The organism is Reinekea sp. (genome assembly GCF_046710285.1).
Lineage (GTDB): Bacteria > Pseudomonadota > Gammaproteobacteria > Pseudomonadales > Natronospirillaceae > Reinekea.
The window spans coordinates 14,529-26,968 of the sequence record NZ_JBKEGY010000010.1 but is presented as its reverse complement, the minus strand read 5'-3'; the positions used below and the strand labels follow the sequence as shown (position 1 = coordinate 26,968).

At 44.4% G+C, this 12,440-nt stretch carries 10 protein-coding genes; 3 read left to right on the top strand and 7 right to left on the bottom strand.

Going from position 1 to position 12,440, the window contains the following annotated elements:
- The first annotated feature begins 3 nt into the window (after positions 1–3).
- Positions 4–969 (top strand): helix-turn-helix transcriptional regulator, encoded by a 966-nt coding sequence (locus ACI882_RS08750; RefSeq protein WP_411744006.1) that lies wholly within the window; start codon positions 4–6, stop codon positions 967–969.
- A gap of 49 nt (positions 970–1,018) precedes the next feature.
- Here the strand turns inward: ACI882_RS08750 and ACI882_RS08745 are convergent, their stop codons facing one another.
- Together ACI882_RS08745 and ACI882_RS08740 are read right to left on the bottom strand one after the other, a co-directional pair.
- On the bottom strand, positions 1,019–1,582 hold the full coding sequence (locus ACI882_RS08745; protein WP_411744007.1) for a hypothetical protein: 564 nt from the start codon (positions 1,580–1,582) through the stop codon (positions 1,019–1,021).
- Positions 1,579–2,601 (bottom strand): serine hydrolase domain-containing protein, encoded by a 1,023-nt coding sequence (locus tag ACI882_RS08740; RefSeq protein WP_411744008.1) that lies wholly within the window; start codon positions 2,599–2,601, stop codon positions 1,579–1,581. Before ACI882_RS08740 ends, ACI882_RS08745 begins: the two co-directional genes overlap by 4 nt.
- A 363-nt stretch (positions 2,602–2,964) precedes the next feature.
- On the opposite strand from ACI882_RS08740, the gene ACI882_RS08735 reads away from it, so the two are divergent.
- Complete coding sequence (locus ACI882_RS08735; protein ID WP_411744009.1) at positions 2,965–4,581, top strand: RNA polymerase sigma factor; 1,617 nt, start codon at positions 2,965–2,967, stop codon at positions 4,579–4,581.
- A 79-nt stretch (positions 4,582–4,660) separates the two neighbouring features.
- On the opposite strand, the gene ACI882_RS08730 is transcribed toward ACI882_RS08735, so the two are convergent.
- The 5 genes from ACI882_RS08730 to gatC all read right to left on the bottom strand — a co-directional run bounded on the left by ACI882_RS08730 (position 4,661) and on the right by gatC (position 11,170).
- Positions 4,661–5,353 (bottom strand): NrdJb, encoded by a 693-nt coding sequence (locus ACI882_RS08730; protein WP_411744010.1) that lies wholly within the window; start codon positions 5,351–5,353, stop codon positions 4,661–4,663.
- An 11-nt stretch (positions 5,354–5,364) separates the two neighbouring features.
- Complete coding sequence (locus ACI882_RS08725) at positions 5,365–7,515, bottom strand: adenosylcobalamin-dependent ribonucleoside-diphosphate reductase (protein WP_411744011.1); 2,151 nt, start codon at positions 7,513–7,515, stop codon at positions 5,365–5,367.
- A 459-nt stretch (positions 7,516–7,974) separates the two neighbouring features.
- Positions 7,975–9,408: an Asp-tRNA(Asn)/Glu-tRNA(Gln) amidotransferase subunit GatB gene (gatB, locus tag ACI882_RS08720; RefSeq protein ID WP_411744012.1), complete on the bottom strand. Its 1,434-nt coding sequence runs from the start codon at positions 9,406–9,408 to the stop codon at positions 7,975–7,977.
- Between the two features lie 11 nt (positions 9,409–9,419).
- A complete protein-coding gene (gatA, locus tag ACI882_RS08715) occupies positions 9,420–10,868 on the bottom strand; it encodes an Asp-tRNA(Asn)/Glu-tRNA(Gln) amidotransferase subunit GatA (protein ID WP_411744013.1) in 1,449 nt (482 codons plus the stop codon).
- 14 nt (positions 10,869–10,882) lie between these two features.
- Positions 10,883–11,170: an Asp-tRNA(Asn)/Glu-tRNA(Gln) amidotransferase subunit GatC gene (gatC, locus tag ACI882_RS08710; protein ID WP_411744014.1), complete on the bottom strand. Its 288-nt coding sequence runs from the start codon at positions 11,168–11,170 to the stop codon at positions 10,883–10,885.
- A gap of 227 nt (positions 11,171–11,397) precedes the next feature.
- Between gatC and ACI882_RS08705 the strand changes: the two genes are divergently transcribed.
- On the top strand, positions 11,398–12,435 hold the full coding sequence (locus tag ACI882_RS08705; protein ID WP_411746534.1) for a rod shape-determining protein: 1,038 nt from the start codon (positions 11,398–11,400) through the stop codon (positions 12,433–12,435).
- Positions 12,436–12,440: the final 5 nt, after the last annotated feature.

Here is a 12,440-nt window from a genome sequence, read left to right as displayed (position 1 = left end):
TATGTGTATTCACCTACCTTACGCCTGCTGACCGTTCTTGAACTTCTGCAAACTTATAGCTCAATCAATGGAAAGGAGCTTGCTCATCGACTCGAAGTAGATATTCGTACGGTTAGACGGTATGTGATGTCGCTACAAGATATGGGGATACCCGTTGCAGCTGAGCGGGGACCACTCGGTGCGTATAGGCTAGAGCGTGGTAGTCGTTTACCGCCACTCATTTATAATGACTCAGAAGCAAGCGCACTTGTTGTTGGGTTAATCGCAATGAGGCAATTGAACTTCCCCATTGACGCTGCTGCCGTTGAATCTGCATTGGCGAAGACAATACGAGTGTTACCTCAGCGATTGCTCTGCCATGTCAATGAACTCGATGATTTAATTAAAGTACATAACCCCTCATATTTGTCTGCAACTCAGGTCTTAAAGAGTGACTTTGTTTGGCTATTGGAACATGCCATTAAAAAACGAAAAACAACCCAATTGACTTATTCAGCCAAAGCAGGCGAACAGTCTGTTCGAGAAGTGGACTTATATGGGATGGTCTTTGTTGCAGGGCAATGGTACGTCTCAGGTTATTGCCATCTACGCGAAGGCATACGAACGTTTCGTTTAGATCGTTTGGCCGCCATTGCTAAGACTGAAAAAGAGTTTATCAGACCGAGTGATTTTGATGTCTTACGCTGCGTTATGGAGTCGAGATCTCATCTGCAAATGAGTTTTGATGTGGAAATTGTTTTGCAAATATCAATTGAACGAGCTAGAAGTCTATTACCAACTGAGGTTCAGTCGCTCGAATCCATTGATGAGGGCGTTTTGTATTCCCAGACAACATCCCGCTTAGATTGGCTTGCTTTTACACTGCTAAACTTAGATGTGCCGTTCAAAGTTAGATCCCCATTAGAGCTTTATGTCGTTTTTCAAGAGTTTGCTGAAAAAGCCAAAAAAATTGCACAAGGAAAACCCTAGGTACGAGCAAATAGCATTATGACTGTTTTTTTATTTACGGTCTAAATTTTTAAAACCGACAGCCTGCGCCAATCTGTAAGTTGATGCTGGTGCCAAAGTCCTCGAATAGCCTCTGTGCATCGAGGAAGCTACTCGCTGGGTTTTCAGAAATTTTGCTGTAGGTGAATCCGCCAAAACTCACGTTTGTGTCTAAGTAAAACCCGCCAGTCGCGGATAGTTCAATACCATACCCAGCATGAAGGAACAGGTAGTTAAAAGTCGTAGGAAAAAAGGTTTCACGACGCGTCGAGATGTAAGTCAGATTCCCCATCAGGTAAAGGTTGAACTTGTTGCTTCGTCCGTTCGGAAACACTTTATAGTTGAAGTCAGCACTGATAAGGCCTAGCTCTTGCCGGATGAGCGGATGAATGCCAAGACCTAGCTCGAACTGATTTAAGCCATGAGAATAGGTCCCAGTTGTGATCAAGCGTAAAGGTAACACTTGCCCATTCATTGCAGCGTTTGTTGCAACGCCAAACTTATGTTTATGCGGGTTGGAATCAGCAAAAGCAACAGAAAATGGTACTAAACACAGGAGTGTTGCTAACAAAGAGAGCTTCAAATAATGTTTCATAGTGGATTATTCTCTAACACTCGAACGATACGATCATAAACTCGTTCAAGATCGAGCCAAAAGAGTTGACCATATGAGGTATTCACAAACATCACCACCACGGCATCGATGTCACTGTGGTATCGAACAATGCTCGTGTAACCGGGAAGCCAGCCGGTGTGTTCGTATTCGTAGACAGACGAATAGATTTTTTGTTCGTTGGTTGTTAATAGGGTGCCATCTATCAGTGCTCTAACAAATACGGCAACATCCTCAGCTGAAGCCACCATCGAGCCGCTGGGTTGAACATGCTCCATTTGCCAGTAAACATCTCCATCATCGTCCCCAATGACATAGCCTTTAATAACCTCACTCAAGTTTACTTCGCGAAGCTGCAAGTAGGTGTTCATTAAATTCAGCGGCGTAAGTATTTCATTGCGAATAAACTGATGGTGGCTGCCATCTGTGACAGTGTCCAGAATTGCACCAATTAAGAAATAGTTACTGTTAGAGTAGCCGTAGCGGCTATTCGGCCTGAAATCTGCTGGTTGGTCTAAAACAAACGGATAGGTGTCGTCGTTGTCAACTATTTTAGCCTGATTAATCTCAGGATGGTAAACGAAGTCGGGAATGCCGCTGCGGTGTTGAAGTAGCATTCGAAGCGTAATGTCTGATGAATTTTCTATTCGGTGTGCCACGTCAGGCAAATAGCCTTTTAGCGTGCCATCTAATGATAGCGATTTATTCGCCACCAACATTGTGGTTGCTGCTGCGACATAAAGCTTACTGATACTGGCTATCTTGAATAAAGAAGAGGGGTTGACCGGGACTAGGTTTTCTCTGTCGCTCCACCCTGCAGAATATGAGGCGGTCTTTCCGGCCTGGTTGACATGGACGATAATACCGTCAAACCCTATGTCAATTGCCCGACCGAGCTCCTCATCTATATCGGGCGCCAATGAAGGTAATGGCAGCGTGCATCCTGACAGACCTACAAAACCTGCGAAAAACACTAGTGTTAAGCGTTTAAAGTGCCGCATGAACCAACCCTGCGATAAAATGAATAAAGGTCATTTAATTTGGTGCCCCAGATAAATAAAGTACCGATTCATAAAGTTTGGAAAGAAACTGGTCACATTGCAGGATCAACGGTGTATGTATTTCAGCCGAAGCCAATGTAGCAAGGAACACGATAAGAGCCATAATGATCAGTTGTGAAAGTTTCATAATCTTGGTCCATGGACAAATCAGTAAGTGTTGATACTTAAGTGTTGGCGCTTGAAAGAAAGGTGACAAATAAACAGAATTTTTTTAAATAATGTAAAAAAAAGAGGTTTTTTTAGTTTAATTGTCACCTTTTTTGCTTATAAGACACATACTGAGGATGACTGTGGAGAAAATGCATGAATCTTTTTAATAAACGAAAATTGAGCGCTATAGTTACAGATGAAAACCTAGTTATGTTTAGTTTAGGTGGCGATCGTGATGCGTTCTGTCAGATTGTTGATCGATACCAAAATTTACTATGTTCATTAGCCTATTCATCGGTTGGACAGATCCAACTCAGTGAAGACATAGCGCAAGAGGTTTTTATTGAAGCTTGGAAGAGTTTGGCCAGCTTGGAGGAGCCCAGAAAATTAAAGGCTTGGTTATGCGGCATTCTTCGTTTTCGAATTAGCGCTCACTTTCGAAAGTCGAGTAAGCAACCAACTGATTTTGCTGACGAATATACATTAGAGAATGAGATAGCTGATCAAAATTCTGAACTTGAACAAAAGCACATTAATCAACAACAGCAAGACTTAATGTGGCAGGTGTTGAGTGAGATTGATGAAACTTATCGCGAGCCTTTAGTTCTTTTTTACCGGCAACAACAATCGATTGAGACGGTAGCGAATGAGTTGGAGCTATCCATTGACACCGTCAAGCAACGCTTATCTAGAGGACGAAAGCTATTAAAACAAGCCATGTTGAAGTTCGTAGAAGACGGACTAAAGCGTACAATGCCTAGTTTAGTTTTTACCTCAGGAGTCATGTCTGCAATTAGTACGCTGGCTCCGCCTGCAAAAGCTGCAACATTAGCAGCTGGAGCGGTAAAAAGCTCCTCGATGGTGACGCTGTCTACACAAGCTACGTTGTTAGCCGTTTCCTCGGGATTGATCAGTTCTTTTTTGGGATTAAGAGCTGCGTTTGATCAATCGAGAACTAACCGCGAGCGAAAGCTTGCCTTAAAAGTTGTTTTAGGCTTTTTGGCATTAACGGGCTTGTACATAGTCGCGGTGCTGGGTTTTAAAAAATGGGCGTTGAGTACTCAAGAGGCAGCACTGACTTTAACCGTGATGTCACATCTAAGTGTGCTGGCTTTCGTATTGGGGAACATTATTTTGGTTAGGCTTATGTTTAATTCAACCCGTAGACTCAGGGCACAAGAACGAATATTTGAGCCGGATGCTTTTAAGCACCCTATCGATAAACTTGAATCGAAGCGAAGGGAGTTGCGTTCAAAGCATTCTCTGTTAGGTATCCCTTTATTCCACTTTCAATTTGGCATGTCAGAGCACAAAAACAATCCCGCAATCGGATGGATCGCAACTGGAAGTCAAGCTTATGGAATACTAATGGCATGGGGCGGACTCGCCGTGGCTCCGATCAGTGTTGGAATCATCTCTGTAGGGGTATTTACCGTAGGTAATGTGGGTATTGGACTCTTTGCCTGTGGTACGGCTGCGATCGGGTTGGTCGCCTTTGGCGCGTCATCTATCGCATATAAAGCGTATGCTTCGTTAACCGCGCTGGGTTGGGACAGTGCCATGAGTAACGGCTTTTCTGTTGCCAAAAACGCAGCCATTGGAACTATCGCTTATGCAGAGCAAGTCAACAACAACATTGCTGCAGAAATAGGGCGTTGGCAGATGTTTGAAAATCACTATACATGGCTATTGGTGATCATTGCCATTGCAGTTATCACGCCTGCTCTTTTTCATTCCAGAAAAGTTAGACGGCGGATGCGAGTGAAGTAATTGGCAATGAGCCGCAACGTATGTTGTAAACGTTGCAGCACATCGACATGGTCAGATTAAGTGAACAGGCCATTATCCATCAAGAGCACTTAGAGTCACCACAGTTTAAGCAAGTTAAGCAGCCATCCATGATAATCGCGGCCTTGGTATTGCACTTTTTGCAAAGGTGGGCATCGGCTGGAAACTCACCATTGGTTGAAGCGCTGTCATTTACTTTAGGCGCCGCAGCGGCTTCATATTGCGCGCGCTTCTCGGCGATAAGCTTTTGCTGGTGCTCATCTAAGCCATCATCCTTGATCATGCCGATCATTTTCAAATGCTTCTCTACTACGTCACCAATTTCTGCAACTAAAGAAGGCATAAATTTACCGCCACGTTTAAAGTAGCCGCCTTGTGGGTCGAACACGGCACTTAGCTCATCAACAATAAAGGTAATATCGCCGCCTTTACGGAATACCGCTGAAATGAGTAACGTAAGAGCAACAACCCACTGATAATGCTCCATGTTCTTAGAGTTAATGAATATCTCAAACGGGCGACGAACTTCGTGTTCAGTGCCTTCGTTTAAAATCATGTCATTAATGGTCACGTACATGGCATGCTCAGACATTGGCGTCTTAATTTTATAAGTTGAACCGATAAGCATTTCTGCACGTTCAACCGATTCATGCATTTGCTCAATTTTAGCTTGTGCATCTTTTTGCGCTTGTGCCGCTTTTTTTTCTGGCGTTACGACATCGTAGCCGACAATTTTTTGATCGATTTTTTTCATAACAGTCATCCTTAAAACTTCCCGTAGTAGCCTTCTTTGAGCGCATCGAATAGGTTGGCGGCGGTATGTTCTTCGCCGTCGTATTCTACTTTTTCGTTACCCTTGAGTTCGATGTTTGAGCCATCTTCAAGTTGGAATCGATAAGTTGTATTTTCTAAGTCTTCTTCTTTGACTAAGACGCCTTGGAACGCTTCTGGGTTAAATCTAAATGTTGTACAGCCTTTCAAGCCTTGCTCGTAGGCATATAGGTAAATATCTTTGAAATCTTCAAACGGGTATTCAGTTGGAATGTTAGCCGTTTTAGAAATCGACGAGTCAATCCATAACTGTGATGCAGCCTGAATATCAACATGCTGTTTCGGGCTGATTGTATCAGAGGACACAAAGTAGTCTGGTAGCTTTTCCGTAGGATCTTGGCTAAACGGCATCGCATTTTTATTAATTAACTCACGGTAGGCTAGAAGCTCAAACGAGAAGACATCGACTTTCTCTTTCGACTTTTTACCTTCACGAATAATGTTACGGCTGTAATGGTGTGCAAAGCTTGGCTCAATACCGTTACTGGCGTTATTAGCAATCGACAATGAAATGGTGCCCGTTGGTGCGATAGACGAGTGGTGCGTAAAGCGCGCGCCCGTTAAAGCAAGTTCACTGACTAGATCAGGAGCAACGGTGGCCAGCTTTTGCATATAACGGCTGTATTTTGCATGCAGAATACGGCCTGGTAACTTATCACCTACTTGATAGCCGTCTTGTAATAGCTCAGGACGTTGGCGAGTCATTTCATGCGTAATTTCAAACTCTTCGTCCATGATCGGCGCTGCGCCTTTTTCTTTAGACAGCTCTAACGCCGTTTCCCAACCAGAAACAGCCATTTCTCTTGTAACTTCTTCAGTAAAGTCTACTGACTTTTCGTCACCGTAGGTCATTTGCAGCATGGCGATGGTGCTGCCTAAACCTAAGTAACCCATACCATGGCGACGTTTACGTTCAATCTCGATACGTTGACCTTCTAGCGGTAGGCCGTTGATCTCTACAACGTTATCTAACATACGAGTAAATATGTTTACAACTTTGCGATACTTATCCCAGTTGAATCGAGCTTGCTCGGTAAATGGGTTCTCTACAAAGTGAGTCAGGTTAATAGACCCTAATAGGCAGCTGCCATAAGGCGGAAGAGGTTGCTCGCCACAAGGGTTGGTTGCACGAATGGTTTCACAGAACCAGTTGTTGTTCATTTCATTGACTTTGTCGATCAAAATGAAACCCGGCTCAGCAAAGTCATAGGTGGAACTCATAATAATGTTCCATAAGTTCCGCGCTTTAATAACACGGTAAACACGACAGGCGGTTTCACCTTGTTCGTTTTGCATATAACCGGTTTTTACGTGCCAATCTTTCCAAATAATTTGGCTTGGGTCATTTACATCTAAGGAGTCACGTTTTACTTCAGCTTCGCTGACGGGGAAAACTAAAGGCCAATCAGAATCGTTAACAACCGATTCAATAAATTCAGCTGTCACAAGTAAAGATAGGTTGAACTGACGTAATCGGCCGTCTTCGCGCTTGGCTTTAATAAAATCAATGACATCAGGATGACTGACATCGAAAGTCGCCATTTGTGCGCCACGGCGGCCGCCCGCACTGGATACGGTGAAGCACATACGGTCATAGATATCCATGAACGACAAAGGTCCAGAGGTATAAGCGCCAGCACCACTAACAAAGGCGTTACGAGGGCGTAGCGTTGAAAACTCATAACCAATACCACAACCGGCTTTAAGCGTAAGGCCTGCTTCGTGTACTTTCGCTAAAATGCCGTCCATGGAATCTTCAATGGTGCCAGACACGGTGCAGTTGATTGTAGAGGTTGCAGGCTTGTGCGCTAAAGCACCGGCATTAGAGGTAATACGGCCAGCAGGGATAGCGCCATTTTCAAGCGCCCAAGTGAACTTCTCTTGCCATTCTTGTTGCTTCTTCTTGCCTTTTTCGACGGAGGACAGCGCTTGCGCGACTCGTTCAAAGGTTCCTTTCATATCTTGATCAACAGCTTCGCCTTGGGCATTTTTGAGGCGATACTTTGCATCCCAAATATCTAATGATGCAGGCTGGTGGTCAATTTTAATACAGTTGTCACGTTCCAGTTGTGTGTTATCCGTCATGCTAAGCGCCTCTAATGCTCAAAGGTGATTGGTTGGTACTTGTGTTGCGAAACATTCTAAACCACTACCTGTAGTAGTGTGAAGCTCTAAAATACCCATAAATTGTGTTTTAGGGTGTTGACTTTGGCAGAAGCGGCATAGCTTGCGGGTTTCAAACTGATGGCAAAATTAAAATATTTTAAAGGCTGTGATTGAGTTCAAAGGTTATTTATTTTTAGCGCAGAATTAACAGTGTTCGAGGATTGAAAGGAAAAAGACGGCTGAGAGTTACTGCAGCAGCAAGGCTACACCTGAGTCGAGGTACCGTAAAAATAGGAGCGCCGTAAACCCGTCCATGGGGGCTCGTCATTGGCATCCATGCCAATGAACGTCCTATTTTTACGATACCTCGACTCAGGTGCTTATATTTCACAGGTTACCTATACTTCGGTCGAGTTCGAAGCTTCCTTGCGATAACACTTAGCCGTTGATCTTCGTCTTAATGATTTGATTCACTTGCCCTGGATTGGCTTGCCCCTTAGAGACTTTCATCACCTGACCAACAAAAAAGCCCATCAGCTTGTCTTTGCCTGCTTTCATTTCATCAAACTGGCCTTGGTTCGCTGCAATGACTTCGTCGACCATGGCTTCAATAGCGCCAGTGTCTGTGACTTGCTTTAAGCCTTTTGCGTCGATTATTTCATCGGCGGTGCCTTCACCATCGGCCATCCCTTGAAACACAGTCTTAGCGATTTTACCTGAAATGGTATTGTCTTTGATGCGTGCTAAGAGCTGGCCAAAGTTATCAGCGCTGATTGGGCAGTTTTCAATGGCAATATCTGACTGGTTTAGGAATTTGGATAGTTCACCCATGCACCAGTTTGCTGCTAACTTGGCATCACCCGATACCGTTGCAGCTTGTTCAAAGTAATCGGCCATGACTCGGTTTGCAGATAACACATCGGCATCGTAATCGGTTAAGCCTAGCTCAGCTTTAAAGCGCGCTACTTTTGCGTCAGGCAGCTCTGGAAGCTCGGATTTTACCTGTGCGATATACTCATCATCGATGAGTATTGGCAGTAAGTCTGGTTCTGGGAAGTATCGATAATCGTTAGCGAACTCTTTGCTGCGCATAGGGCGCGTTTCATTTTTATCGGCATCGTAAAGGCGAGTTTCTTGCGTAATGGTGCCGCCATCTTCCAATATGTCCATTTGGCGTTCAACTTCGGTATGAATCGCTTTTTCAATAAACTTAAAAGAGTTGAGGTTTTTTAACTCTGTACGAGTACCAAATTCTTCTTGGCCTTTCGGGCGTAATGAAATATTCACATCACAGCGCATTGAGCCTTGCGACATGTCACCGTCAGAAATACCGATATAAGTAATGATGCTGTGAATCTTTTTCAAGTAAGCAATGGCTTGCTTGGCATTGCGAATATCAGGTTCTGATACAATTTCTAATAACGGCGTGCCGGCTCGGTTTAAATCGATACCAGAATGCCCTGCAAAATCTTCATGCAATGACTTACCAGCATCTTCTTCAAGGTGCGCGCGGGTGACACCAATACGCAGGTGCTCGCCATCTTCTGTGGTAACATCAACATGACCAATACCGACAATTGGATGATCCATTTGGGTTACTTGATAACCCTTTGGTAGGTCAGGGTAAAAGTAGTTTTTACGATCAAAGACCGAGGTTTTACCAATTTCAGCGTCAATGGCTAAGCCAAAGGCAACGGCTTTTTTAAGTGCCTCTGCGTTGAAAACGGGCAATGTTCCCGGTAAGGCTAAGTCAATTGCGCTGGCTTGTGTATTAGGTTCTGAACCAAACTGCGTACTTGAACCAGAAAATATTTTTGATTGGGTTGAAAGCTGAACATGAATTTCTAACCCGATAACCGTTTCCCATTGCATATCTATACTCCTTAAACTTGTGGCTTGCGGGTGTGCCATTCAGTCGCACTTTGGAACTGGTGGCCAATATTAAGCAGCTTTGCTTCTTCGAAGTAGTTGCCGATTACTTGTAAGCCCACGGGCATTCCATCAACGAAACCACAAGGCACTGACATGCCCGGCAGGCCGGCAAGGTTAACCGACAGGGTATAGATATCTTCTAGATACATAGAAACTGGGTCTTGGTTTTTGGCGCCTAGGTTCCACGCGGGTGAAGGCGTAGTTGGCCCCATGATGACGTCGACATCGTTAAGCGCAGCGACAAAGTCATTTTTAATAAGGCGGCGTAACTGTTGAGCTTTACGATAATATGCATCGTAATAGCCGGCAGATAACGCATAGGTGCCAACCAAAATACGACGTTTAACTTCCGCGCCAAAACCTTCAGAGCGAGAGCGCATGTACATATCGTTCAAGTCTTTCGGGTCTTCACAACGATAGCCATAACGCACGCCATCGTAGCGAGATAAGTTGGTGGATGCTTCGGCGGGAGCAATGATGTAATAGGCAGGAATCGAAAGTTCGGTACGCGGCAACGAAATTTCTTTAACTATAGCGCCCATGGCTTCGAATTGCTTAACGGCATCCATGATGGTTTTGCGAATGCCTTCATCGAGTGCATCACCGAAAAATTCTTTCGGTAAACCAATTTTTAAGCCTTTGATCGAGTTATTAAGCGACGCGGTGTAATCTTCAACTGGCTTGTCCATTGAGGTTGAGTCTTTTTCATCAAAGCCAGCTAAGGCGTTCATGATCATCGCCGCATCTTCGGCGGTTTGAGTCATTGGGCCTGCTTGGTCTAATGACGAGCCATAGGCCACCATACCCCAGCGAGAAACACGACCGTAAGTTGGCTTTAAACCGGTAATACCGCAAAACGCTGCTGGCTGACGAATGGAGCCGCCAGTATCAGTTCCTAGAGCAGCGGGAGCTGTGCCTGCTGCTACGACTACTGCAGACCCACCCGAGGAGCCTCCTGGTACACAATCGGTATTCCAAGGGTTCTTGGTTGCGCCATAAAAGCTACTTTCGGTAGATGAGCCCATTGCGAATTCATCCATGTTGGTTTTACCCAGCATGACCATTCCGGCATTTTTTAAGTTGCTGGTGGCGGTTGATTCGTATGGCGCGATAAAGTTATCGAGCATTTTTGAACCGCAAGTCGTTTTTACGCCTTGAGTGCAAAATAAATCTTTGTGAGCAATAGGTATACCGGTTAAAGGCCCGGCATTGCCTGCTTTCAATTGCTTGTCTGCCTCGGCTGCTTGGGCAAGGGCAATTTCGTCTGTCACGGTGACATAGGCATTTAAGTCAGAATCTTTTGCTTTTATTGCATCTAAGTAACTTTGAGTGAGCTCAACGCTGCTGTATTTGCCAGAATGTAGGTCATCAGAAAGTTGTTTAAGGGTTTTGTTTAACATGATAAACCTTTCTATTATTCAATAACTTTAGGGACAAGGAATAAACCTTGCTCAGCTTTCGGGGCGTTGGCTTGTAAAGCGTCGCGTTGATTCGATTCGGTGACGACATCCGCGCGTAACCGTTGAGAAGCATCTAATGGATTAGCTAAGGGCTCTACATTACTGGTATCAACCGCTTGCATGGTGTCAACAAGGTCAAGAATGCTCGACAAGCTATTCACATAGTCGGGTAGTTCGTGTTCATTTACTTTAAGTCGCGCAAGTATCGCGACAGATTCAACTTTTGAGCTATCTATGCTCATTGTTAACTCCTCAACTGGAAACTACTAATAAAAAGGGATATAAGTCTTGAATATATGGGTTTTGTTTGAAATTGAAATAGCGTGTTGATTAAAACACGAACAATTACTGTAAAAAAACCGTGCAGGGTATACGTTATCACATTTACGGCTTGCTCAAAAACCCTACGGTTGTTACATTGCTGAGCTGTTACCGTTAGCTCTTACGTACATTTAAAGCGATATTAGACATGTTTAAAAAAATTAGAGGTTTATTTTCCAGCGATTTGTCCATCGATTTAGGGACAGCCAACACACTTATTTACGTACGCGATCGCGACATTGTTCTTAACGAACCTTCTGTTGTAGCCATACGCTTAAGTGGCAATCAAAAAACAGTGGCCGCAGTCGGGCAAGAAGCTAAGCGTATGTTGGGTAGAACCCCAGGCAGCATTCAAGCTATTCGCCCTATGAAAGACGGTGTAATTGCCGACTTCCACGTAACCGAAAAAATGCTACAACACTTTATTGCTAAAGTGCATGAAAATAGCTGGTTTGCACCTAGCCCTCGGGTTTTAGTATGTGTGCCTTGCAAGTCAACTCAGGTTGAACGTAAAGCTATTCGAGAATCTGCATACGGTGCAGGTGCTCGCGAAGTTTACTTAATTGAAGAACCTATGGCTGCTGCGATTGGCGCAGGCTTGCCCGTTGAGGAAGCAAGAGGTTCAATGGTTGTCGATATTGGTGGTGGTACCACTGAAATTGCGATTATTTCTTTGAATGGTATTGTCTTTAGCGAATCTGTACGAGTGGGCGGTGATCGCTTCGATGAAGCTATTGTTTCTTATATTCGTCGTAACTATGGCTCACTTATTGGTGAAGCCACTGCTGAGCGGGTTAAAATTGAAATTGGTTGTGCATACCCAGGTGCAGAAATTCGTGAAATTGATGTTCGCGGGCGAAATTTAGCTGAGGGTATTCCTCGTAGCTTTACCTTGAATAGCAATGAAGTACTCGAAGCCCTACAAGAAAGCCTATCTGCGATTGTTCAAGCTGTGAAAAGTGCATTAGAGCAAACCCCTCCCGAATTGGCGGCCGATATCGCTGAGAGTGGCTTAGTGTTAACCGGTGGTGGTGCTATGCTTCGAGATATTGACCGCTTGTTAAGCGAAGAAACGGGTTTACCTGTCCTTATTTCTGATGACCCACTTACCTGTGTGGCTCGTGGTGGCGGTCGTGCGCTAGAAATGATGGATGAACAAACCTTTGACTTCTTGAGCTCTGAATAAATAGC

Bases quoted from the DNA above. Each gene is read 5' to 3' on its own strand.
- ACI882_RS08745 (WP_411744007.1), bottom strand. From the start codon at position 1,582: ATGAAACATTATTTGAAGCTCTCTTTGTTAGCAACACTCCTGTGTTTA.
- ACI882_RS08740 (WP_411744008.1), bottom strand. From the start codon at position 2,601: ATGCGGCACTTTAAACGCTTAACACTAGTGTTTTTCGCAGGTTTTGTA.
- ACI882_RS08735 (WP_411744009.1), top strand. From the start codon at position 2,965: ATGAATCTTTTTAATAAACGAAAATTGAGCGCTATAGTTACAGATGAA.
- ACI882_RS08730 (WP_411744010.1), bottom strand. From the start codon at position 5,353: ATGAAAAAAATCGATCAAAAAATTGTCGGCTACGATGTCGTAACGCCA.
- ACI882_RS08725 (WP_411744011.1), bottom strand. From the start codon at position 7,515: ATGACGGATAACACACAACTGGAACGTGACAACTGTATTAAAATTGAC.
- gatB (WP_411744012.1), bottom strand. From the start codon at position 9,408: ATGCAATGGGAAACGGTTATCGGGTTAGAAATTCATGTTCAGCTTTCA.
- gatA (WP_411744013.1), bottom strand. From the start codon at position 10,868: ATGTTAAACAAAACCCTTAAACAACTTTCTGATGACCTACATTCTGGC.
- gatC (WP_411744014.1), bottom strand. From the start codon at position 11,170: ATGAGCATAGATAGCTCAAAAGTTGAATCTGTCGCGATACTTGCGCGA.
- ACI882_RS08705 (WP_411746534.1), top strand. From the start codon at position 11,398: ATGTTTAAAAAAATTAGAGGTTTATTTTCCAGCGATTTGTCCATCGAT.